This window comes from Lentzea sp. NPDC054927, assembly GCF_053610285.1.
The window spans coordinates 55,822-78,444 of record NZ_JBSGXZ010000044.1; the positions used below are offsets into that span (position 1 = coordinate 55,822).

General features: G+C 67.5%; 19 protein-coding genes. 8 read left to right on the top strand and 11 right to left on the bottom strand.

The genetic code is table 11. The annotated features are described in order from the left end of the window. The first annotated feature begins 12 nt into the window (after positions 1-12). Together ACWGE0_RS37845 and ACWGE0_RS37850 are read left to right on the top strand one after the other, a co-directional pair. Positions 13-732 carry a TSUP family transporter gene (locus ACWGE0_RS37845; protein ID WP_452265681.1) on the top strand — a complete coding sequence of 240 codons (720 nt, stop codon included), beginning with the start codon at positions 13-15 and terminating at the stop codon, positions 730-732. Further along, positions 729-1,424 carry a hypothetical protein gene (locus ACWGE0_RS37850; RefSeq protein ID WP_452265682.1) on the top strand — a complete coding sequence of 232 codons (696 nt, stop codon included), beginning with the start codon at positions 729-731 and terminating at the stop codon, positions 1,422-1,424. The genes ACWGE0_RS37845 and ACWGE0_RS37850 overlap by 4 nt, the downstream gene beginning before the upstream one ends. Here ACWGE0_RS37850 and ACWGE0_RS37855 read toward each other — a convergent pair. The 3 genes from ACWGE0_RS37855 to egtD form a co-directional block, all read right to left on the bottom strand. Next, positions 1,351-2,964: an alpha/beta fold hydrolase gene (locus tag ACWGE0_RS37855; protein WP_452265683.1), complete on the bottom strand. Its 1,614-nt coding sequence runs from the start codon at positions 2,962-2,964 to the stop codon at positions 1,351-1,353. The two genes, ACWGE0_RS37850 and ACWGE0_RS37855, sit on opposite strands and share 74 nt — an antisense overlap. 97 nt (positions 2,965-3,061) lie before the next feature. Continuing rightward, positions 3,062-4,663 carry an alpha/beta hydrolase gene (locus tag ACWGE0_RS37860; RefSeq protein WP_452265684.1) on the bottom strand — a complete coding sequence of 534 codons (1,602 nt, stop codon included), beginning with the start codon at positions 4,661-4,663 and terminating at the stop codon, positions 3,062-3,064. Between the two features lie 62 nt (positions 4,664-4,725). Beyond that, a complete protein-coding gene (gene egtD, locus ACWGE0_RS37865; protein WP_452265685.1) occupies positions 4,726-5,697 on the bottom strand; it encodes an L-histidine N(alpha)-methyltransferase in 972 nt (323 codons plus the stop codon). Between the two features lie 161 nt (positions 5,698-5,858). Between egtD and ACWGE0_RS37870 the strand changes: the two genes are divergently transcribed. Then, complete coding sequence (locus tag ACWGE0_RS37870) at positions 5,859-7,040, top strand: RNA-guided endonuclease InsQ/TnpB family protein (protein ID WP_452265686.1); 1,182 nt, start codon at positions 5,859-5,861, stop codon at positions 7,038-7,040. 28 nt (positions 7,041-7,068) lie between these two features. On the opposite strand, the gene egtC is transcribed toward ACWGE0_RS37870, so the two are convergent. From egtC to ACWGE0_RS37895, 5 genes are all read right to left on the bottom strand, one after another. Beyond that, the gene (gene egtC, locus ACWGE0_RS37875) at positions 7,069-7,797 is read right to left on the bottom strand and encodes an ergothioneine biosynthesis protein EgtC (protein WP_452265687.1); all 729 of its coding nucleotides are present in this window, start codon (positions 7,795-7,797) and stop codon (positions 7,069-7,071) included. Between the two features lie 4 nt (positions 7,798-7,801). After that, positions 7,802-9,091: an ergothioneine biosynthesis protein EgtB gene (egtB, locus tag ACWGE0_RS37880; protein ID WP_452265688.1), complete on the bottom strand. Its 1,290-nt coding sequence runs from the start codon at positions 9,089-9,091 to the stop codon at positions 7,802-7,804. Further along, positions 9,088-10,287, bottom strand: a complete 1,200-nt coding sequence (locus ACWGE0_RS37885) for a glutamate-cysteine ligase family protein (RefSeq protein WP_452265689.1) — start codon at positions 10,285-10,287, stop codon at positions 9,088-9,090. The genes egtB and ACWGE0_RS37885 overlap by 4 nt, the downstream gene beginning before the upstream one ends. A 137-nt stretch (positions 10,288-10,424) precedes the next feature. Beyond that, complete coding sequence (locus ACWGE0_RS37890; protein WP_452265701.1) at positions 10,425-11,603, bottom strand: FAD-dependent monooxygenase; 1,179 nt, start codon at positions 11,601-11,603, stop codon at positions 10,425-10,427. Between the two features lie 99 nt (positions 11,604-11,702). Further along, a complete protein-coding gene (locus ACWGE0_RS37895) occupies positions 11,703-12,278 on the bottom strand; it encodes a YbhB/YbcL family Raf kinase inhibitor-like protein (RefSeq protein WP_452265690.1) in 576 nt (191 codons plus the stop codon). Positions 12,279-12,443: 165 nt separating this feature from the next. Here ACWGE0_RS37895 and ACWGE0_RS37900 point away from each other — a divergent pair, with 165 nt between their 5' ends. Then, the gene (locus ACWGE0_RS37900; RefSeq protein WP_452265691.1) at positions 12,444-13,898 is read left to right on the top strand and encodes a S8 family serine peptidase; all 1,455 of its coding nucleotides are present in this window, start codon (positions 12,444-12,446) and stop codon (positions 13,896-13,898) included. Positions 13,899-13,952: 54 nt separating this feature from the next. On the opposite strand, the gene ACWGE0_RS37905 is transcribed toward ACWGE0_RS37900, so the two are convergent. Beyond that, positions 13,953-16,829, bottom strand: coding sequence for a PQQ-dependent sugar dehydrogenase (locus ACWGE0_RS37905; RefSeq protein ID WP_452265692.1), 2,877 nt, complete (start codon positions 16,827-16,829; stop codon positions 13,953-13,955). A 248-nt stretch (positions 16,830-17,077) separates the two neighbouring features. Further along, positions 17,078-17,230: a hypothetical protein gene (locus tag ACWGE0_RS37910; RefSeq protein WP_319971078.1), complete on the bottom strand. Its 153-nt coding sequence runs from the start codon at positions 17,228-17,230 to the stop codon at positions 17,078-17,080. Between the two features lie 154 nt (positions 17,231-17,384). Here ACWGE0_RS37910 and ACWGE0_RS37915 point away from each other — a divergent pair, with 154 nt between their 5' ends. Together ACWGE0_RS37915 and ACWGE0_RS37920 are read left to right on the top strand one after the other, a co-directional pair. Next, on the top strand, positions 17,385-17,978 hold the full coding sequence (locus ACWGE0_RS37915) for a TetR/AcrR family transcriptional regulator (RefSeq protein ID WP_319971077.1): 594 nt from the start codon (positions 17,385-17,387) through the stop codon (positions 17,976-17,978). Between the two features lie 31 nt (positions 17,979-18,009). Continuing rightward, positions 18,010-19,299 carry a cytochrome P450 gene (locus tag ACWGE0_RS37920; protein ID WP_452265693.1) on the top strand — a complete coding sequence of 430 codons (1,290 nt, stop codon included), beginning with the start codon at positions 18,010-18,012 and terminating at the stop codon, positions 19,297-19,299. A 158-nt stretch (positions 19,300-19,457) separates the two neighbouring features. Here the strand turns inward: ACWGE0_RS37920 and ACWGE0_RS37925 are convergent, their stop codons facing one another. After that, complete coding sequence (locus tag ACWGE0_RS37925; protein ID WP_452265694.1) at positions 19,458-20,933, bottom strand: peptide MFS transporter; 1,476 nt, start codon at positions 20,931-20,933, stop codon at positions 19,458-19,460. Between the two features lie 172 nt (positions 20,934-21,105). Here ACWGE0_RS37925 and ACWGE0_RS37930 point away from each other — a divergent pair, with 172 nt between their 5' ends. Then, on the top strand, positions 21,106-21,639 hold the full coding sequence (locus ACWGE0_RS37930; protein WP_452265695.1) for a TIGR03086 family metal-binding protein: 534 nt from the start codon (positions 21,106-21,108) through the stop codon (positions 21,637-21,639). Positions 21,640-21,724: 85 nt separating this feature from the next. Next, entirely contained in the window at positions 21,725-22,387 is a 663-nt protein-coding gene (locus ACWGE0_RS37935; protein WP_452265696.1) for a glycoside hydrolase family 75 protein, read from the top strand. Positions 22,388-22,623 lie beyond the last annotated feature (236 nt).

Genomic DNA, 22,623 nt, shown 5'->3' on the forward strand with positions numbered 1-22,623 from the left:
GCCTTGCTAACCATGTCCTGGGGGTTGCTCACGATCGCGGGCGTGGTCGTCGCGCTCGGAGGTCTGCTGCAAGGCCTGATCGGCTTCGGCCTGGCACTCATCGTCGTACCGATCCTCGCGCTGCTCGACCCCGCGCTGCTGCCGGTGCCCGTCCTCATGGTCGCCACCGCACACGCGTCGATGTCGCTGGCACGCGAGTTCACCCACGTCGACTGGCGCGGCGTCGGCTGGGCGATGCTGGGCCGCCTACCGGGCACGGTCGTCGGCATCCTGATCGTCGACGCCCTGGACCCGAAGGGCTTCGGCCTCGTCGTCGGCGGCTCGGTGCTGGCCTGCGTGCTGCTGTCCATCACCGCCTGGCGCCCGCAACCCGAGCCGAAGGCACTCGTCACGGCCGGGTTCGCGAGCGGCTCGTTCGGCACGGCGACGGCGGTGGGCGGCCCGATGGTCGCGCTGCTGTACCAGAACCAGGCGGGCCCCCAGGTCAGGGCGACGCTCGCGGCGTTCTTCGTGCTCGGCTCGGGTGCGTCGATCGTCGGGCTGCTCGCGGCTGGGCAGGTGCACGCGCACCAGCTGTGGACGGGGCTCGCGTTGATTCCGTTCCTGGTGGCCGGGTTCCTGTTGTCCGGGCCGTTGCGCAAGCGGTTCGACGCGGGCGGGATCCGCAGGCCGATGCTGATCGTGGCGGGGGCGAGCGCGGTGGTGCTGATCGTCAGGAGCGCACTGCTGTGATCTATTGGTTCTTGGGTGCAGTGGTGGCGGCCCTGCTGCTGATCGCCCTGGCGCCACGGCCCGCGTGGGTGGCGCTCGTGATCGCCGGCGCCGGAGCGTTTGCGGCCGTCGAGACGAGGCCGAGTGCGCCGTCGTGGTGGCAGGGCTGCCCCGGTGGCGTGAGTGCCTGCTTGGTCGCCGTCGAGGAGGACCCGTACGAGCCGAGCTTCATGAGGTTCATCCTCGACTGGCCCACGATCCCGGCCTGGCTGGTCGTCGCCGGCGTGCTGGGCTGGGCGATCCGCCGCCGCAGCTGGCGAACCGCGATCGCCGGCGCGGTGTACGGCGCAGCGGTGTTCGCGATGCCCCACGAGGCGCCGATCGTGCTCGTCGCCGCCGCGACCGCCGCGTTGGGGCCGCGCAAGGACGCCCATTTCCTCGCCGGCGTCGGGCTTTTCGCGCTCGCGTGGGCGGACCTGCCGTGGACTTTGCTGGTCGCGATCGCCGTCCCCCTCGCGCTCGCGATCTGGGCCGCCGCAACGAAAAACGGCGTCAACGTGGCCGTGGCCCTGGTTTCCCTGGCCTCGGCCCCGCTGACGCCGTTCCTCAGTGCGGGAGTGCTACTGGCAACCGCGTTGATCAGGCGAACGGCTGCAGGTTCGGCTGGAACACCTGACCGTCGGCCGGCGCGACCAGATCCACCAGGTATTTAGCCACGGCCGCGTCAGCCCCGGCAGCCCGGCCCAGGATGCAGTGGCCGAACGAGTCGACGCTGATCAGCCGCGCGTTGCCGAGCTGCTTGGCCATGCGCTGCGAGAACAGGTACTGCGTGGCCGGGTCGTAGTAGTTGCCCACCACCACGATCGGGTTCGCGGTCTTGCGGTTCCACGGGCCGATCCAGCGGTCCGGGTTGCGGGTCGGCCAGGTCGGGCAGGCCAGCAGGTCCGAGGCGGCCTGGTAGCGGCCGAAGGTCGGGGACTGCTTCTCCCACTTCGCCGCCGTCTGCTCCCACATGCGGTTCGTGCGGGCGAACGGCTTGTCGGTGCAGTTGACCGCGAAGTACGAGTCGTCCGCGGTGTACGGGGTCTCCGGCAGCGGGTCGACGTCGAAGCGGCCACCACCGTTGTTCAGCGGCGCGGCGAGCTCCACAGTGGACTGAACGCTGAAAGCCGCCACAGCACTGGGGTTCAGCGCCACGTGGATGGACTGCAGCCACGCCACCAGAGCGGCGAAGCGCGGCACCGAGTACAGGTCGCCGGCGACTCGGCCCACGACGTCGGCCAGCGTGACCTTGGTGCCGTTCGGCAACGTGACCGGGCCGACGGCCAGGGCCTTCTTCATGGCCTCGAACTTGGCCCGCGCGTCCCCGGCGAAGGCGCACTTCGCCACACCCGCGCTGTCACAGCGCTTCAGCATGGCGTCCAGCGCGATCTCGAAGCCCTGGGCGCGCTGACGGTCGTACTCGGCGCCGTTGGTCAGGCGCAGCTGCGGGTCGACGTTGCCGTCGATCACGATCGCCCGCGCCTTGGACGGGAAGATGTTCGCGTAGGTCGAGCCGATCAGCGTGCCGTAGGAGAAGCCGACGAAGTTCAGCTGCTTGTCGCCCACGGACTCGCGCATGATGTCGAGGTCGCGCACGACGGCCTCGGTCGACATGTGGTTGAGCAGCGGGCCGGCGTTGATCTTGCAGTAGTCCGTGTAGGCCTTGGCGGACGAGATCGAGCTGGAGATCTCCGCCTTGGTGATGGGCAGGCTGTACCAGCCGCCGTTCACCGCGTCCGACTCCTCCTGGGTGCGGAAGCAGCGCAACGGCGCGCTGCGGGCCACGCCGCGCGGGTCGAAGCCGATGATGTCGAACCGGTCCAGCACCTGCGCCGGGAAGTAGTTCTTGGCGATGGCGCCGCGGATCAGGCCGGAGCCGCCGGGGCCGCCGGGGTTGAGGAAGATCGACCCGATCTTGCGGGACGGGTCGTTCGCCGGGCGCTTCATCATGGCGATGCCGGTCTTCTCACCGCGCGGGCGCGAGTGGTCGACGGGCACTTCCTGGGTGGTGCAGGAAAGCCGTGCGCGCTCCTCGGGCGTGACGGTGGCGGGCAGCGAGGCCAGGACGTCTGCGGCGCACTGCCCCCAGGCAGCGGGTCTGACGGCGGATGCGTCGGTCTGGGCGGATGCGGTGCCCAGACCGGAAACGACGGTGCCGAACACGAGCGCGCTCGTGATCAGGACACGCAGAGATGCGGAAGATGACGTCACGCGTGCAGCCCATCACTGACGGTGCACCGTTTGTACCCGTCGTTCGGAGGGTTGTGTCCCGACATCGCGGGGCACAACCCTCCTTCTACCGGACGAATCAGGCGAACGGCTGGACGTTCGGCTGGTACACCGAACCGTTCACCGGCGCGGTCAGGTCGACCAGGTAGCGGGTCACCGCCGCGTCGGCACCGGCCGAGTCACCGAGGATGCAGTGACCGAACGCGTCGACGCTGATCAGGCGCGCGTTGCCGAGTTCCTTGGCCATGCGCTGCGAGAACAGGTACTGCGTCGCCGGGTCGTAGTAGTTGCCCACCACGACGACCGGGTTCTTGGTGTGGCGGTTCCACGGGCCGATCCAGCGGTCCGGGTTGCGCGTCGGCCAGGTCGGGCAGGTCAGCAGGTCGGAGGCGGCCTGGTAGCGGCCGAACGTCGGCGACTCCTTCTCCCACTTGGCCGCCGTCGAGGCCCAGTTGCGGTTCGACTTCGTGAACGGCTTGTCGGTGCAGTTCACCGCGTAGTACGAGTCGTCCGCGGTGTACGGCGTGTCCGGCAGCACGCGCACGTCCGCGCGGCCGCCGAGGTTGTTCAGCATCGGAACGTCCACAACGGACTGAACGCTCAGCGAGGCGGCCGACGGGTTCTGCGCGGCGTGGATCGACTGCAGCCAGGCCGTGAGCGCCTTGAACGTCGACGGGCTGTACAGGTTGCTCGACGTGCGGCCGACCACGTCGGTCAGCGTCACCTGGGTGCCGCCGGGCAACGTCGTCGGGCCCTTGCGCAGCGTCTCGCGGATCTTGTCGAACTTCTTGCGGGCGTCACCGGCGAACGCGCACTTCGCCACACCGACCGTGTCGCACCGGCGAAGCATCGCGTCCAACGCGATCTCGAAGCCACGCGCGCGCTCGCGGTCGTACTGCGCGCCGTTGGTCAGGCGCAGGTGCGGATCGACGTTGCCGTCGAGGACCAGTGCCCGCGACTTCTGCGGGAAGATGTTCGCGTAGGTCGCGCCGAGCAGCGTGCCGTACGAGAAACCGACGTACGTGAGCTGGCGGTCGCCGACGGCCTCACGCATGACGTCGAGGTCACGGGCGACGGCCTCGGTCGACATGTGGTTGAGCAGCGGACCGGCGTTGATCCTGCAGTAGTCCGTGTAGACCTTGGACTGCCGGATCGAGCTCGCGATCTCGTCCTTGGTGATCGGCAGCGCGAACCAGCCCTCGTTGACCGCGTCCGCCTCCTCCTGGGTGCGGAAGCAGCGCAGCGGCGCGCTGCGGCCCACACCGCGCGGGTCGAAGCCGATGAGGTCGAACTTCTCGAGGATCTCCGGGGTGAAGAAGCTGGAGCCGTACGCGCTGTAGATCAGGCCGGCGCCACCGGGGCCGCCGGGGTTGATGAACAGCGAGCCGATCTTCTTCGCCGGATCCAGCGCCGGGCGCTTCATCATGATCACGCCGGTCTTGTCCCCGCGCGGCCGCGAGTGGTCGACCGGCACTTCCTGGACGGCACAGCTGACCTTGTCGCGCTGCGCGGCGGGGATCTCGGCGAGCACGTCGGCCGCGCACGGCCCCCACGCGGCGGGTCTGACGGTTGAGGTGGCTTCAGGCTGACCTGAGGCGGTACCCAGGCCGGTGATGACGGTGCCGAGCGCGAGCGCACTGACAAGCGCCACGCGCACGGCACGCGCAGATGCAGGAGTCATCGACGCAGCCCACCACTGTCAGCGGACCACGAGTACCCGCCTATCGGAGGGTGTTGGCCCGGTTACACCGCTTGGGCGAGCGAGACCGCGAACCTTCCCTCGGAATCGGTCCACCACCGGTGCAACGCGAACCCGCCGTCTTCCAGTTCCTCGCGCACGCCGTCCTCGCGGAACTTGGCCGACACCTCGGTGCGCAGCTCCTCGCCCTCGCGGAAGTCGACGGTCAAACCGAGTTCCGCGAGCGTCACTCGCATCGCCCGCTTGGCCCGCAGGCGCATCTCGATCCATTCCTGCTCGGCGTTCCACAACGCCACGTGCTCGAACGCCTCGACGTCGAAGTCTCCGCCGACCTCGCGGTTCAGGACGTTCAGCACATTTCGGTTGAACTCCGCCGTGACGCCCTGCGCGTCGTCGTACGCGCGCACCAACGTCTGCTCGTCCTTCACGAGGTCCGTGCCGAGCAGCAGCCACTCCCCCGGCTCCAGCACGTCCCGGACGGTGCGGAGGAACTTCTCCCGCTCCTCCGGGATGAGGTTGCCGATCGTGCCGCCCAGGAACGCCACCACCCGCGGCGACTCACCGGGCAGCAACGACAGGTGCTGGGTGAAGTCGCCGACCACACCGTGCACCCGCAGTCCCGGGTAGTCCGCGATGATCGCGTGCGCCGCCTCGGTCAACGCCGACACGGACACGTCCTGCGGCACGAACTCCTGCAGCGTGCCGTGCTCGCGAAGCGCGCTGAGCAGCAGCCGGGTCTTCTCCGACGACCCGGAACCCAGCTCCACCAGCGAGTGCGCGCCGGTCGTCGCCGCGATCTCGCCGGCCCGCTCGGCGAGCACCTCGCGTTCGGCACGTGTCGGGTAGTACTCCGGCAGCCGCGTGATGTCCTCGAACAACTCGCTGCCCACCGCGTCGTAGAACCACTTCGGCGAGACCCACTTCGGGTCCGCGGTCAGTCCGGCTCGCACGTCGGCACGTAGCGCGTGTGCGGCGTCCTCCGGTTTGAGATGAACGTCCAGCACCGGCTCGGTCATCGGAAGTCCTCCAAGGAGACCCCGTCCGTCAGGGCGGGGAGGAATCGGACCCTTGTGGGGCAGGGCAGGAGTAGTGGTGTCTCCGGCTGGGTGTGACAGCGTGCGCCACCCGGCCGCGGGATTCCACAGTGGATTGATAGGTTGTGATGATGGATGGGTTGGTGAAGCGGGCGTTCAAGTTCCGCTTCTATCCGTCCGAGACGCAGGCGGCGGAGTTGTCGCGCACGTTCGGTTGTGTCCGCAAGGTGTACAACCTGGCGTTGCAGGCCCGCACGGAGGCGTGGAAGCAGCGTGGGGAACGGGTCGGCTACGACGCAACGTCGGCGCTGCTGACCGCCTGGAAGCGCACCGAAGAGCTGGCGTTCCTGAGTCAGGTGTCGTCGGTGCCGCTGCAGCAGGCGTTGCGCCATCTGCAGATGGCGTTCTGTCACTTCTTCGCCAAGCGTGCGCGATATCCGCGGTTCAAGTCGCGGAAGAAGTCGCGTGCCTGCGCTGAGTACACCCGTTCGGCGTTCCGCTGGCGTGACGGGGTCCTGACGCTGGCGAAGATGACCGAGCCGCTGGACATCCGCTGGTCGCGGCCACTGCCCACAGGTGCGGTGCCGTCGACGGTGACCGTGTCGCGAGACGCTGCCGGGCGTTGGTTCGTGTCCCTGCTGTGCGAGGACCCCGGAGTGATCCCGTTGCCCGCGGTCGATTCGGCGGTGGGCATCGATGTCGGCCTCGATCACCTGCTGACCCTCTCGACTGGGGAGAAGTTCAACAATCCCCGGCACGAACACCGGGAGCGGACGGCACTCACGAAGGCTCAGCGGGCCTTGTGCCGCAAGCAGAAGGGCAGCAGCAACCGGGCCAAGGCCCGCATCAAGGTCGCTCGCGTGCAAGCCCGGATCGCCGACCGCCGCACGGACTATCTGCACAAGGTCACTACTCGACTCGTGCGTGAGAACCAAACGCTCGTGATCGAGGACCTGGCCGTGTCGAACATGGTCGGCAACCGCGGCCTGGCCCGCGCCATCAGTGATGCGGGCTGGCGGCAGTTCCGGCAGATGATGGAGTACAAAGCGAGCTGGTACGGACGGCAAGTGATCGCCGTGGATCGCTGGTTCCCGTCGTCCAAGCTGTGTTCGGTCTGCGGCGCGCTCGCGGCGGAGATGTCGCTGCACGTGCGTACCTGGACCTGTGCCTGCGGTACGACCCACGATCGGGACGTGAACGCGGCACGCAACATCCTGACCGCCGGGCTGGCGGTGACAGTCTGTGGAGCCGATGTAAGACCTCAACGGAACACTCCGAGCGGGCGGTCGGCGACGAAGCAGAAAACCCTGCGGCGCGAGCTGTAGGAATCCCCTCGTTCACGAGGGGAGGAAGTCAAATCGGGTGAACCTCCACAGTGGATGGATTGGCGAGGACCACGTGGTTGTCGGGGATCTCCCGCCACGCGTCGTCACCCCAGAGCGGTTCGGAGGCGAGCGTGACGCCCTCCTCGTCGTGATGGACCCACAGCGAGTGGGTCCACGTCGTGCCGACGATGACCGAACCGTTGGTCATCAGGAAGTTGAGGCGCGACGCGGGTGCGGCCGCCACCACCTCTTTGGTCAGTTCAACGAGCACGTCAACGGGATTCTTCCCGGTCTCCAGCCTTCGCCGGACCAACGTCCACAGCAGAGCGGAGTCGGTCAGCGCGTCCATGGTGAGCAGGTCGGTCACGGGAAGCGTCTTCGCGAGGCCGGCGACGGACTCCGGCCACTCGGAGATACGACCGTTGTGACTGAACAGCCACGTGCCATCGGTGAACGGCGCGCACGCCGCGTCCACCACCGGCATGCCGATGGTCGCCGACCTCACCGCGGCGAGGACTGCGGTGGACGACGTCGTCTCGGACAGCTGGCGCAGGTTCGCGTCGGCCCAGATCGGCCCCGCGCGGCGGTACCTGATCGGGCCGGGGAACCAGCCCACGCCGTACCCGTCGACGTTGATCGTGCCACCGCCGTGCATCTGCTGCGGCGCGTAAGCCTGCCGCTCCAACGAGTCCGGCGCGTCGAAGAGCAGGTAGTCCAGGGGCATGGCGGTGCCCAGGTAAGCCAGATGGCGGCACATCGGGCTAGGCGTCCCTGGCGCAGCGGAACCCGGAGAAGATCTGCCTTCTGATCGGGTAGTCCCAGTTGCGGAACGTCGCCCGGATCGCGGACTTGTCGGTGCCGAACGAGCCGCCGCGCAGCACCTTGTAGTCCGGTCCGAAGAAGACCTGCGAGTACTCGGCGTACGGGAAGACCTCGAAGCCCGGATAGGGCTGGAAGTCCGACGAGGTCCACTCCCACAAGTCACCGATCAGCTGATGCACGCCCGCGGCCGAGACCCCCTTGGGGTACGCACCGACCGGCGCCGGGCGCAGGTGCCGCTGGCCGAGGTTCGCGTGGATCTCGGCGGGATCCTCGTCACCCCACGGATAACGCCTGGTCGTGCCGGTCTCGGCGTCGTAGCGGGCGGCCTTCTCCCACTCCTGCTCGGTCGGCAGCCGCTTGCCCGCCCACGTCGCGTACGCCTGGGCCTCGTGGAAGCACACGTGCACAACGGGTTCGTCCGGCACGATCGGCTCGGTGACGCCGAACGCGGTGCGGCTGAACGAGTTGCCCTCGCGGTGCCAGAAGCGCGGACCGGAAAGCTTCGCGGTCGTCCGGTGCTGCCAGCCCTCTTCGGTCCACAGACGACGGTCGTCGTAGCCGCCTGCCAGCACGAACTCGGCGTACTCGGCGTTCGTGACCGGCGTGGTGTCGATGAAGAACGAGTCGACGTGCACGGCGTGCGCGGGACGTTCGTTGTCGAGCGCCCACGGTTCGTCTGACGTGCCCATTTCGAACTGTCCGCCCGGAATGAACGCTTCCGTTGCGGGAACGAGGTTTCCGGTGGGTGGCGGCGGCGCGTGCAGCACCGGGTCGCCGGTGCGCAGCTGGTGCGTGGCGAGCATCGTCTCGTCGTGCTGCTGCTCGTGCTGCACGATCATGCCGAACGCGAAGGCGTTCTCGACGAGCCTGCGGCCCTCCAGCGGCACCTTCTCCAGCACGTCGAACACCTTGCCGCGCACGTCACCGACGTACTGGCGGGTCTCACGCGGGTTGAGCAGCGGTAACTCGGGCCGCACGCTCCTGGAGAACTTGAACGCGTCGTAGTACTCGTCGATGTCGCTGCGGACCGGTTCGCGGCCACCGACGTCGCGAACGAGCCACAGCTCTTCCTGGTTGCCGATGTGCGCCAGGTCCCAGACCAGCGGCGACATCAGCTTCGAGTGCTGCCGGACGAGGTCGTGCTCGTCGACGGCGTCGGTCAGTGCGGTGGAACGCGCGCGCGAACGCAACAGTTCCTCCGCCACGCGCTCGCGGAGTTCTTCTGTCACAGCTTCCCCTCAAGCTCTCGGCTGATAGCGCTGATCTGGTCATGAGAGAGACCGGTGCGGTGCAACGACTCGATGCCGAGAGCCACGACGTCCTTCGCCGCTCTGGCAATGCGTTCGTCCGCCATCCCGTGCCGTGCGGCGGTGAGCCACCGCCCGGCCGCCCGTTCCGTCGCCGCCAGCACACCGTCCACAACGGACGGGTCGCTGAACAGCGCGACGAGCAGCGCACTCGGCGCGATCCACCCGCCGGGCGCGGGTGTGTCGAGGTATCTGATCTCGATGTACCCGCGCGGCCGCACCGGCGGGAACATGGTCGTCATGTGGTAGTCGAGGTCGTCGCTGGTGGGGCTGCGGTCGAGTGCCCCGTTCATCCAGTCGGCAAACGTCAATCTGCGTGGCGGAATCCAACTAGGACTCGGCCCGCGCACGACGATCACCGGTGTGTCGAGGACTCGCCGTGCATAAGCCTGTGCCGGATCGGCGCACACAGCACTTGGCCTGGTGCGCACGGGATCCGTGCCGTAAAGCGTCCGCATGCGGGCCGACGCCCAGCCCTGGTGCATGCCGCCAGTGCTCGGCGAGTTCGCGAACAACGCGATGAGCACCGGCCCGAGTTGGTGCACGGCAGCCCATCTGTCTCTGAGGTGCTTCTCCTCACCGAAGTCGAGGCACACCTGGAGACCTGCGGTGTTGCACATCATCGAGATGCCGTCGGAGCCGAGCGGGTTGAACGCGTGCTCCATCGCGGCGTACCGGGGCACCTGCAGCAGGCGCGTGGGGCTGCGGTGCTGGTCAGCGCCCCGATCGCCGAGCACGAGACCGTGGTCCGCCAGCATGGCGGTGAGATGGGAGATGTCCTGGGAGACCGTCTGGAAGAGGTCCGGGAGGCTGGTGCAGGGAGGTGTGGAGATCTCGACCTGCCCGCCCGGTTCGACGGTCAGCGGGGTGCCGCTGGGAAGCGGCCGCTGGGGGCTGTCCGGAACCAGCGTGGGCGGCGCGTGCTCTCCGAGAGCCGCGGCCAACCGGTTCCTGTCTAGCTTCTGACCTGGGTCTTCGGCGTGGTGAACGGTCCATTCGAGCTCCACGCCGTACAGCCTCGGTGGGCCGTGTTTGAAACAGACCGAGGCCACGTAAGCCTCGGCCTCGGCGCGGTCGGCGAACCTCGCCGGCGCCGGTTGATTACGCAACGCAGTCACGCTGCCACACTCCCCGTGATCGTCTGGCGCGTTCGACGCTACACGCGGGGTCTGACAGTTGCAGCCCTCAAATCCTTACGAAACAAGTGATGTGCCCGTACGCACGCGTGCACACGGGCACATTTCCCGCCAGCTGACTACGCCGACGACCGGGAGTCCGGCACTCCGGCGAAGTCGGGCAATTCGACACCGTTGATCGCACGGTCGACCACCGCCATGAGCGCCTCCATGTCGGGCTCCGGGCTCGGCTCGGCGTCCGGCGCAGGGGCGCGGCTGGCCACGTGCAGGCGGCCGATCTCCTGGTTGGCCTCGACGAACGGGCGCATCCGCGCCTCGTAGGCGGCGAACCCGGCTTCGGGGTCCCAGTCGGCGGCGGCCAGTTCCCCGGCCAGCAGGTAGGCGCCGACGAGGGCCAGTCCGGTGCCCCCGCCGGACATCGGCGACGAGCTGAACGCCGCGTCGCCGATCAGCCCCACCCGTCCGGCAGACCAGCGGTCCATCACGACCTGGGCGACCTGGTCGAGGTAGAAGTCCGGGCTGTCGTCCACGTGCGCGAGGATGCGCGGGGTCAGCCAGCCGAGGCCTGCCATCTGCTCCCGCAGCAGCCGCTTCTGGCCCTCGACGTCCCGGTGGTCGATGTCGAATTCGGCCGCGGGGAAGGAGACCATGGCCATGGTCTGCGAGGCGTCCTTGAGCGGCCGCAGACCGGCGGAGCGCCCGGACGCCTGGTCCTGGTAGTCGATCATCCAGCCGTCCACGCCGAACTCGTTGGGCACGGTGCAGAAGGCCAGCACGAGCCCGAGGTGGCGGAGGAACCGCTCGCGCGGCCCGAAGACCATCCCGCGCAGCGCCGAGTGCAGCCCGTCGGCCCCGACCACCAGGTCGAAACGCCGCCGCACACCGCTCGCGAAGGTGACGTCGACCCCGTCCGCGTCCTGGGTGAGCTCGGCGATCCGGTCGTCGAAGAGGTACTCGACACCGTCACGGGTGTCGTCGTAGAGCAGCTGGGAGAGATCTCCGCGCAGGATCTCGATGTCCGCGATGAACCCGTCGCCGTCGTCGTCCTCGGCGCTGTAGGTCTCCAGCACGTTCCCGTCGACGTCCACGGTGTACGCGCCGGCGGTGTCGGTGCAGGCCGCGCGCACCGTCGCGTCCAGACCCATCCGCTTGATGACCTCCTTGGCCACCCCGCGCGCGTCCACCGCCTGACCGCCGGGACGCAAGCCAGGGGCCCGCTCGACCACGGTCACCTCGGCACCCCGCCGATGCAACCAGTGGGCCAGGGCGGGCCCCGCGATGCTCGCCCCTGTCACCAACACCTTGCCACCGCTCACCGCGAACCCCAGATCGCTCGTTCGGACAACGGTCCGGAGTGTACGGTGATCAACCATTTTCGCTGGTGAATTGGCGACCTTTTAAGGCTTCGCGGTGGAGAAGCCGGTCAGCTTCGCCTGGCCCACGGCCGCCTTCTTCGCCGCCGCCTCGACATCGGCGGGCTTCGAATTCTTGTTGAGTCCCGGCAGGTTCTTCACCTTCACCGCGAACAACGTGAACTCGTACTTGTGCTTGGAGCGCGGGCAAGGTCCGAAGAACATCTCGTTGACCGATTTGTCGCCCATGGCGCGTTGGTGGGCACCCTTCAACTCGGGCTCTACGATGTCGTAGCCCTTCTTCAACCCCTCGGGCAGGCCGGTGGCCGCGGCCGGGATGTCCCAGGCGACCCAATGGATCTTGTGCTGACTGCCGGAGCCGGTGTCGACGAACACCAGGGCGTACGACTCCGCCTTCACGTCACCGCCGGTCCAGGCCAGGGGCGGGGAGATGTCGTTGCCGGGCTTGTGGTCCTGGGCGCACGAGAACTTGTCCGGGATGGCGCCGTTGTTCTTGTACGCCGTGCTGGTCAGGGCCAGCGGCGCCGGGGCGGCGAGAGCCGGTGCCGCGAGTGCGAAGGCCGCGGCGAACGAGAGCGCGACCATTGCTGATTTACGCACGAAAGAACCTCCAGGTAATGGGCGGCGGAGGTTTCTGACGAACCCATGTGACCACAGGTGCACTACTGTGCGCAATGCGTTCGCGTATCCGCCGCGCGTGAACCGTTCGAGACGTGTTCACAAGGGAGAACAATGCGGAAATTTCGGCTCGGATTAACCGCGGCGATGGCGTTGACATTCATCGGCACACCTGCGCAGGCCACCGCCGAGGACACGTTCGTCGTCGTCCTCAGGGAGCACGTCCTGAGCGCCAATGTCGTCGGCCAATACGACGTGAGCGTTCGTCACACGTATTCAGCGGCACTGAACGGGTTCAGCGCCACGATGACCGCGCAAAAGGCCGCGGACCTCGCGAAGGATCCCGGTGTCGCGCTCGTTCAGCGCAACCGGACGCACCACGTCAGCGACGCGCAGAACAACCCTCAGGCGTGGGGGTTGGACCGGATCGACCAGCGCACGCTGCCCTACGACCAGACCTACTACTACTCGACGGACGCGGCGAACGTGCACGCGTACGTCGTCGACACCGGTGTCCGCGCCACGCACCAACAGTTCGAGGGCCGCGTCAAAGAAGGCTTCGACGCCATCGACAACGACACCAACCCGGACGACTGCCACGGCCACGGCACGCACGTCTCGGGCACGGTCGGCGGCAAGGACTTCGGCGTGGCCAAGAAGGTGACGCTGCACGGCGTCCGCGTCCTCAACTGCAAGGGTTCCGGCACCACCGAGCAGGTCGTCGCGGGCATCGACTGGGTCACCAGGAACGCCGTGAAACCCGCTGTGGTCAACATGTCGCTCGGCGGTGACGCGGACGCCGTGCTCGACGCGGCGGTCGAGAAGTCGATCGCCGCGGGCCTCACCTACGCCATCGCCGCCGGCAACTCCAACGCCGACGCCTGCGCGGACTCGCCCGCTCGCGTGCCCGCCGCGATCACGGTGGGTGCGACGGCACGCGACGACAGCCGCGCGTACTTCTCGAACTACGGCACGTGCGTGGACATCTTCGCCCCAGGACTGGGAATCCTCAGCAGCTGGAAGGACTCCGACACCGCGACGCTGGTCGCCGGCGGCACGTCGATGGCCTCTCCGCACGTCGCCGGCACGGCCGCGCTCTACCTCGCGAAGAACCCCGCGGCCACCCCGCAGCAGGTCCGCGACGCCCTGGTGACCGCGGCGACCAGTGACAAGGTGACCAACCCAGGACCCAACTCCCCCAACAAACTCCTCTTCACCGACCACGGCATCGAACCGTCGGCGCCCACGCCCGGCTGCGGCCGCAAGGTCAACGACAACGACGTCGAGATCCCCGACGCCGGCGAGTACGTCGGCACGGCGATCCGGTACGCGGGCTGCCAGGGCAACGCCCCCAAGGCCGCGAAGATCGAGGTGAAGATCAACCACTCCGCGCAGAGCGACGTGCGGATCGAACTCGCCGGACCTAGCGGCCGGACGTACCTGCTGAAGGCGAACGGCACGGGCACGAAGTTCCAGCCGGTCTACACCGTCGATCTCTCGAGCGAGACCAAGAACGGCACGTGGCAGCTCCTCGTGCGCGACCGTTCCGAAGGTGACGCCGGCACTCTCGACAGCTGGGCCATCACCCTGCCCAAGAAGTAGACGAAAGCGGGGCCTCCGCAACGTTGCGGAGGCCCCGCTCACTCAAATCGCGGTTTACGTCGAAGCGTTCGAACGCCCGCGCAACACCGTGTTGGCGGTGGACGCGTTCTTGATGGCCGTTTCGATCTGAGCCATCGTCGACGAGGAAGTGATTCCCGGAACCGTCGCGGTGTTCAACGCGTACAACGTGAACGTGTACGGGTTCGTGGAACCACCGGGACAGGGCCCGAAGAACTTCTGCGAATTCGCGCCGGACCCCATCGCCTTCTGCTTCGCCCCGCCCTGGCCGGGCACGGTGAAGCCGGCACCGAGGTTCTCCGGCAACGACGACGTGGCAGCCGGGATGTCCCAGATCGCCCAGTGCAGCTTGTTGCCGTTGTTCACCCGGTCCGCGAACACGATGGCGTACGCCTGGGCACCGGTGGAGGCTCCCCACGCGAGCGGCGGCGACGGGTCCTGACCGGCGACACCGTCACCTGCGCACGTGTGCTTGGCCGGGATCATCGCGTCGTCCGCGAACGCCGAGGACGTCAGCTTGAAGCCGCCACCGCCACCGCCCGAGTACTGGATGTCGATCAGCAGGACGCGGTCGTTGTTCGCGGTGCCGTCCTTGTCCGTGCTGGTGGTCAGCCAGATGTCGCCGTCGTGGTCGACCTCGACCGTGCGCAGGCGGTTGTAGGTGCTCTGGAAGTACACCTTCTGGTCGACCAGCGTGTCACCGTCGATCCGCAGGCGGTAGACGCGCTGACCCACCGTCGTCGCCACGAACACGTGGTCGTTGATGATGGTCAGGCCGGAGGGCGAGGCCTGCGACGTCGACCAGGTCTTCTTCGGCGCGATGTAGCCGGAGCAGCTGCCAGAGGTGCCCTCACAGGCGGGATAACCGTAGTTGCCGCCCTTGGTGATCAGGTTGACCTCGTCCTGCGTGGAGTCGCCGAACTCGGACTCCCACAGGCGGCCCTTCGAGTCGAAGTCGAGGCCCTGCGGGTTGCGGTGCCCCTTCGACCAGACGGCGTTGCCGAACGGGTTGTCGGACGGGATCGAGCCGTCCAGGTTGATCCGCAGGATCTTGCCGTTGAGCGAGTTGTTGTTCTGCGGGTTGTTGTCCGGGTTCTGCGCGTCACCGACGGACACGTACAGCTTGCCGTCGACCGGGCCGTACCGCAGGCGTCCACCGTTGTGGTAGCGGTTCTTCGCCATGCCCTGCAACAGGATCTGGTACGTGTTCTGGACCAGCGCGCCGTTCTCGTACTTGATCCGGATGACGCGGTTGCCCTCGGAAGCGGTGTGGTAGACGTACAACCAGTGGTCGGTGTTGAACGTCGGCGCGACCTCCAGGCCGAGCAGACCGCCCTCACCGTTGGTGCCGACCGCCTGGCTGATCTTGCCGGCCAGCGTCTTCTGACCGCTCTTGGTCAGCCGGTAGATGTTGAAGGTGTTGCGCTCGCTGAACAACGCCGAGCCGTCCGGCAGGAACACGACACCCCACGCAACGTCGACGCCGGACGCGATCGTGGACACCGCACCGGGGTCAGGGGTACCGGTCGGGCCGCCGGCCGCCGGGGTCACCTTGATCTCGTTGGAGAACCCGGACTGGTTGCCCTTCGCGTCCTTGGCCAGGATCTTGAACGCGTACTCGGTGCCCGTGGTGAGGCCGGCGACGGTCGCCGAGGTGGCATTTCCGTCCGCGGACTGCCTGTTCTGGCCGTTGACGTAGATGTCGTAGCCGGTGACGCCCACGTTGTCCGTGGAGGCGTTCCAGGCGAGGTCGACCGACGTCGCGCCCTTGGCAGGCGACCGCAGGTTGCCGGGGACCGTGGGCGCCTGGTTGTCCGGCGGCGCGGGTTGCGTGCGGCCGATGACGTTGTTGGAGGCCTGCGAGACGTTGTTCGCGGCGTCCTTCGCGAGCACGGTCCAGTCGTAGTCCGTGTCAGGCTGCAGGCCGGTGGCGGTCGCCTCCAGCACGTTGCCGACGCTCGCGACGTGCTGGCCGTGCTGGTAGATCTCGTAACCCGTCACGGCGATGTTGTCCGTGGCCGCTTCCCACTTCAGCGACACGGAGTTGTGCGTCGAACTGACGAACTGCAGGTTCTTCGGCGGCGTAGGTGGCTCGTTGTCGACCGGGCCGAGCCGCACCGCGGTCAGCTTGTCGGCGTTCGGGCCGCCGTTCGCGGTGGTCGCGGTCGCCTTGATCTTGTTGGCGCCGGCCTTCAGCGTCACCTTCGCGGTGCGCGTCTGCCAGGTCGTCCACGCGCCGGTGCCGGGGAACGACACCGTCTGCGCACCCGCGCCGTCCACGGTGACCGAGACCGGCCGGTCCGCGGTCGTCCCGTTGGCGTAGCGGAAGGTCAGCTCGTGCTCGCCGGCTTGGTCGGCGTTGATCGCGTACTCGACGGACGAGCCGACCACGTTGTTGTAGTTGACGAAGCCAGTGCCGGAAAAACCCGCGTGGTTGGACTCGACAACACCCTGCGAGATGGTGGCGTTCTCCGCTTCCTGCTCGAGAGCGGGAACGGCGCTCTCCTCGACCTCGACGTAGTCGAGGTTCGGCCCGCCGGTGGCACCCGTGGACGTGAGCTTGATCTTGTTCTCGCCCGCGTTCAGGTTCACGGTGTTCTCGGCCGACACCCACGTCGTCCAGGCACCCGTGCCCGCGAAGGCGCGCTCGTCGACCGCGAGACCGCCGTTGACGCTCACGTCGACCGGGCGGTTGTCCGCGGTTCCGTTGGCGTAGCGGATGACCAGCTTCGCCTGGCCCGCCCGCGCCGCGGTCACGGTGAACTCGACCGAGCTCCCCGCGACGTTGTCGACGTTGACGAACCCGGCACCGGAGAACCCGGCGTGGTTCGACTCCACGACGCCCTGCGAGATCGTCGCGTTCTCCGCTTCGTACCGGACCGGCGCCGCGAGGGCCGACTCCGGTACCGACATCACTGCGATGGTTGTCGCGAACGCAACACCCATTGTGCCGAGCGCGCGTAACGCCCGACCTCTGCTCGGTGCCACTGTTGTGCCTCCCACAAGACGGGTAGGGGGATCACTCCATGCGGCGGCGGATTCAGTTATTGGATAGAAACTTTCCTAACTGTCGCGCAGATCACACCACCACGTGACATCTGGAGTCAACCCCTTCCCGGAACTGCTGGAAAGCGCTTACCAGCAACCCGGGACACTGTCCGTTACCGATCCCGGTTCTCGGCCAGAGCGGCGATGAGATCCGAGACCGTGCGGCTGAGCAGCAGATCGACCACGTGGACGCCTGTGGACTCACGCCGCTGCCACCCCAGGCGCTCGGCGAGCGTCGACAGCTTGATGATCTCCTGCGTGTCCATGGCGGTGGAGGATATTGGTGCCGCCGCGCGCGTTCGCGCAGGCCCGGCCGATGATCCACACGAAAGGGATCACCCGCAAAGATCACACCTTCAGACGTGTCCAATCCGTACGTACGGATTGGATTTCCCACCCTCGCCCTGCGACCATCTACCGGTGCCCAGGGTCAGTCAGGACCACCTAGACGCCCGCCGCCGTCAGATCCTCGACGGCGCGCGTTCCTGTTTCGCGCGCCACGGCTACGAGGGTGCCACCGTACGCCGTCTCGAAGAGGCGACGGGACTCTCCCGCGGTGCGATCTTCCACCACTTCCGCGACAAGGAGTCGCTCTTCCTCGCGCTGGCGGAGGACGACGCGCTCCGGATGGCCGACGTGGTGGCAGAGCAGGGCCTCGTCCAGGTCATGCGCGACCTCCTGGAAGAACCGGAGAAACGGGACGAAGCGCACGCGGCGGACTGGCTGGGCACCCGCCTGGAGGTCTCGCGCAGGCTCCGCACCGACCCGGACTTCCGCGCCAGGTGGGCCGAGCGCAGCGAACAGCTCACCGCGGCCACCAGGCAGCGCCTCATCCGCCAGCGCGAAGCCGGCAACCTCCGCGACGACGTCGACGTCACCGTCCTGACGAACTTCCTGGAGCTCGTCCTCGAAGGCCTCGTCTCGCACCTGGCCATGGGTCTCCCGGCGGACGACATGGAGCCGGTACTCGATCTAGTTGAAGAAACCGTGCGCCGCCACCGCCGCAGCTCTTGAAGCTTCTTCACGTAGGACGCAATGTGGACACATGCCGTCCACGCTGAAGACCGCCACACAGTTCTTCGCGCTGCGCACGCTCGTCCGCGGCTACGCGCTCCTAGGTGACCCGTACGCGGGTGTCATGGCCTCGCCGCCGGACCGCGACCCGTACCCGATGTACGAGAAGGTGCGCGCGAAGGGCGACATGGTCCGCAGCCGCATGGGCGCGTACGTCACGTCGTCCCGCGAGATCTGCGATTCGGTGCTGCGGGACAACAGGTTCATCACCGCCACGTTCGACGAGGCGTCGATGGTGCCGATCACGCTGGTCAAGGACGGCGAGAAGATCGTCAACCCGGTGCAGGACTCGTTCCTGATGATGAACCCGCCCACGCACACCCGGTTGCGCAAGCTCGTCCAGCCGTTCTTCACGCCGCGCGCCCTGAAGGACCGCACCGAGTCCATCAAGCGGATCGTCACGAACTACCTCGACCGGCTCGACGACCGGTTCGACGTCGTCAGCGAGTTCGCCTCGCAGGTACCGATCCAGGTGATCGCGGACCTGCTCGGCGTGCCCGACGACCACAAGGAGATCTTCGCCCGCTGGGGCAGTTCGCTCGCCGAGACGCTCGACGGCGTGTGGTCGCACAAGCAGCTGAAGAACCTGCACGCCACCATCATCGAGTACAACGACTTCATCGACGTCCTGATCGACGAGCGCCGCCGCAACCCGAAGGACGACATCGTCAGCCACCTGGTGACGCAGCACGACGACCTCAGCCGCGAGGATCTCGTTGCCACCACGGGGTTGTTGCTGTTCGCCGGGTTCGAGACGACGGTGAACCTGATCAGCAACGGCGTGCTGAAGGCGTTCGAGAACCCGCACACCGTCGCGCCGCTCGCGCAGAGCCCCGAGTACGCCGAGGGGTTCGTGGAAGAGGTGCTGCGGCTCGACCCGCCCGTGCAGTACACGATCCGCTGGCCGAAGGAACGCCTGGAGCTGGCCGGGGTGTCCCTCCCCAAAGGAATGCCGGTGATGCTCATGCTGGCGGCGGCGAACCGGGACCCGCGCGTTTTCGCTGACCCGCTCAAGTTCGACCCGACGCGGTCCAACGCGCGTGAGCACCTCGCGTTCTCCGCGGGCATCCACTACTGCATCGGCGCGGGGCTGAGCCGCATCGAGGGAGCGGTCGCGTTGCACGAGCTGTTCAAGCGGTTCCCGAACCTCGCGCCGGACGGACCCGTGGCGCGCAGGAGGTCGAAGCTCATCCGCGGCGCGTTGCGACTTCCGGTGCGGGCGAACGAAACCAAACGGTCACTGGCGGTGAAGTCGACCTGACGTGGGGCGAAAATCGTCGCAGCACGTGCTCGACTTCACCCGGCTGGAGCAATGTTCGTGCCCCAATGACACATCTGCGTAGTGCATCCTTGTAAGTGAGAGGGAGACCCGCCGCACCGCCGCCGCGACGGGCCTCCCTCTCACCTTCTCCCAGGGACTTACTCGACCCCGGACATCAGCTTCCGGATCGCCGGAGCCGCCAGCGCGAGACCGCCACCGAGCACCACGGCCGCGCCGCCCAGCGTGAGGAAGTACGCCGAGGGGCTCGTCGTGTAGAACTTCACGAGCTGCGCGGCCACACCGGTACCGGCCGAGCTCGCCAGGAACCACAGGCCCATCGTCTGCGACGCGAACGCCCTGGGCGCCAGCTTCGTCGTGACCGACAGGCCGACCGGCGACAGCATGAGCTCACCGGCGGTCATGATCAGGAACATCAGCACCAGCCACAGCGGCGTCACCTTGCCGTCGGCCGCCGAGTTGCTCGCGAAGTACATGAGCACGAACGACAAACCGACGAGCACGAGTGCACCGGCGAACTTGCGCGGCGTGGACGGCGCGCGGTCCTTGAGCTTCACCCACAGCAGCGCGAACACCGGCGCCAGCAGGATGATCATGATGGGGTTGATCGACTGGAACCACGCGACCGGGAACTCCCAGCCGAACACGTGGTTGTCCACGTGCGAGTCGGCGAACTCGGCGATGACCGAGGCGCTCTGCTCGAAGATCAGCCAGAACATGGCGGCCGCGACGAACAGCGGGATGTACGCGACGACCCGCGGGCGCTCCTCCGGCAGCGTCTTCTTGCTGCGCAGCATCACGGTGAAGTAGCCGACCGGCAGCACGATGGACATGATGCTGATCATCAGGATCACGCCCTCGACGCCACCGAGGAAGTACGAGAGCACGCCGAGGCCGACGATCGCGACCGCGATCAGTCCGATGAGGCCGTAGACGCGGCCCTTCTCCTGCGAGGGCAACGGGTTCGGCGCCACGGCGGCGGACCCGCGCAGGTTCTTGCGGCCGACGCGGTACTGGATCAGGCCGAGCGCCATGCCGACCGCCGCGACGGAGAAGCCGGCGTGGAAGCCGATCCCGTCCGCGAGCGCGCCGGTGATCAGCGGTGACACGAAGCCGCCGATGTTGATCGCCATGTAGAAGATCGTGAAGCCGGCGTCACGGCGGTTGTCGTGCTGCTCGTAGAGCCCGCCGACGACCGTGGAGATGTTCGGCTTGAGCAGGCCCGTGCCGAGCACGATGAGGACCAGGCCGAGGTACACGCCCGCGAGGCCGATCGGCAGGGCCAGCGAGATGTGACCGAGCATGATCAGCACGCCGCCGTAGAACACCGCCCGCTGGCCGCCGAAGACCCGGTCGGCGAGCCAGCCGCCCGCGACACCGGACATGTAGACCGCGGTGCCGTAGATGGCCACGACGGACAACGCGAGCGTCTTGTCGACGCCGAGACCGCCCTCGGCAGCTGCTGTCCACAGGTAGAGGCCGAGGATGGCCTTCATGCCGTAGAAGGAGAACCGTTCCCACAGTTCGGTGAAGAAGAGCGTGGACAGGCCCCGGGGGTGCCCGAAGAAACCTTTGTCCTGCTCGGAGATGCTGGCGCTAGGGGCGCTCAAGGCCATCGTCCTCTCGTGTCAACGATGTCACGGCGGATCGGTGCACATTACGCCGAACGCTCGTACGGCTGGAAATTCGGGTTGCGTCCAAGTGGCCCAACTCTCATCCCGGGGTGCGCTTTTGAGCGAGGTTTGATGCACTGCTGGGATGGACTTGATCCAGGCGCACGGAGTGGCGATGACCGAGTTCGACCGGCGGGTCCGGGAGATCACGCCCGACCAGTGGGTGCTCGGCACCCCCTGCCGGGAGTGGTCCGTCAGAGATCTGGTCGGCCACCTGGTCTACGAACAGCTCTGGGCGCCGGAACTGCTGGCCGGCTGCACGGTCGCCCAGGTCGGCGACCGCTTCGACCACGACAACCTCGGCGACGACCCGCTGGTGTCGTGGGTGATCGCGGCAGCGGCGGCGCGCGAGGCGTGGCTCGAGCCGGACGCGTTGACGAAGTCCGTGAGCGTGTCGTCCGGGACGCTCGACGCCGAGGAGTACTGCTGGCAGATGACCACGGACCTGGCCGTGCACGCGTGGGATCTGGCGCGTTCGATCGGCGCCGAGGAACGAATCGATCCCGAGCTCGCCTCGACAGTTTTGGCTTACGTCGAACGAAACATCGCGGAGTGGAGCGAAAGTCCGCTGTTTGACTCACCAGTACCGGTCGCAACGGACGCGGATGACCAAACGCGCCTGATAGGACTGTTGGGACGTAAGCCTTAAGCCCTTGACACCCATAACTTAAGTTGCGCAGAGTGATGCCACCGCTGCTTTTAGTCAGGAAACTTCCCTGTCGAAAGAGGTGGCAATGCGCAAGCTCGCCCCAGGGCTTTTCGCGGTGTCCGCGCTGGTGGCTTCCGTCCTGGCATCCCCCGCCGCCCAGGCCGCCGGTCCCAGCGCCTCGCAGCTGCTCGCCAAGCTGACGTCGTGCCAGCAGATCTCCAGCGGCAAGTACCGGTCCGACTCCGAGACGTCCGCGAACATCCCGGTCTGCGGCAAGAACGGTGCCGTTTGGTACAAGGCCGACCTGGACATCGACTGCGACGGCCAGCGCACGTCGAAGTGCAACGAGAACACCGACCCGTGGTTCCAACCCGACACCGCCTTCCACGACTCGAAGGGCAAGCCGCTGGTCGCGGACAAGCTCCCGTACGTCGTCGTGCCGTCAGCGAGCGGCACGTGGGACTACCGCAAGTTCGGCATCCAGGGCGGTGGCGTCGTCGCCGTCATCTACAACAACAAGGTCGAGTACGCCGTGGTCGGCGACACGGGCCCGACGGCGATCATCGGTGAGGCGTCCTACGCCACCGCGGTGAACCTGGGCATCAACCCGAACCCGGAGAACGGCGGGACCGACGGCCCGGTGCACTACATCTACTTCAAGAACTCGAAGGTGTCCCCGATCGAGGACCACGGCAAGGCCACGTCCCAGGGTGAGGCCCTGGCCCAGCAGTTCCTCAACGCGAACTAGTCGTTGCCGAACCGGTCTTGAAGCGCCCCGCCACGCATCCCCCTGCCTCCTGCGTGGCGGGGCGCTCCTCCCCCGAGCGCGATCCGCCTGATCCCCCCGGACTGGCTGACCGCACCGCATTTCTACAGGTTGATCGTTGTCCGGTGTCGAAGCACGAACACCGGACAACGACCTCCGGACAACGTTTCGGTCTCTTCCCGAGCCGCCGTCACAACAGCGTCGGCCCCGGCGCAGGC

What these genes read in the sequence shown, in the direction of transcription:
- ACWGE0_RS37910 (WP_319971078.1), bottom strand. Translation starts at nt 17,230, where the DNA reads ATGGACACGCAGGAGATCATCAAGCTGTCGACGCTCGCCGAGCGCCTG.
- ACWGE0_RS37860 (WP_452265684.1), bottom strand. Translation starts at nt 4,663, where the DNA reads ATGACTCCTGCATCTGCGCGTGCCGTGCGCGTGGCGCTTGTCAGTGCG.
- ACWGE0_RS37925 (WP_452265694.1), bottom strand. Translation starts at nt 20,933, where the DNA reads ATGGCCTTGAGCGCCCCTAGCGCCAGCATCTCCGAGCAGGACAAAGGT.
- ACWGE0_RS37905 (WP_452265692.1), bottom strand. Translation starts at nt 16,829, where the DNA reads ATGTCGGTACCGGAGTCGGCCCTCGCGGCGCCGGTCCGGTACGAAGCG.
- egtD (WP_452265685.1), bottom strand. Translation starts at nt 5,697, where the DNA reads ATGACCGAGCCGGTGCTGGACGTTCATCTCAAACCGGAGGACGCCGCA.
- ACWGE0_RS37900 (WP_452265691.1), top strand. Translation starts at nt 12,444, where the DNA reads ATGGCGTTGACATTCATCGGCACACCTGCGCAGGCCACCGCCGAGGAC.
- ACWGE0_RS37845 (WP_452265681.1), top strand. Translation starts at nt 13, where the DNA reads ATGTCCTGGGGGTTGCTCACGATCGCGGGCGTGGTCGTCGCGCTCGGA.
- ACWGE0_RS37930 (WP_452265695.1), top strand. Translation starts at nt 21,106, where the DNA reads ATGACCGAGTTCGACCGGCGGGTCCGGGAGATCACGCCCGACCAGTGG.
- ACWGE0_RS37920 (WP_452265693.1), top strand. Translation starts at nt 18,010, where the DNA reads ATGCCGTCCACGCTGAAGACCGCCACACAGTTCTTCGCGCTGCGCACG.
- egtC (WP_452265687.1), bottom strand. Translation starts at nt 7,797, where the DNA reads ATGTGCCGCCATCTGGCTTACCTGGGCACCGCCATGCCCCTGGACTAC.
- ACWGE0_RS37935 (WP_452265696.1), top strand. Translation starts at nt 21,725, where the DNA reads ATGCGCAAGCTCGCCCCAGGGCTTTTCGCGGTGTCCGCGCTGGTGGCT.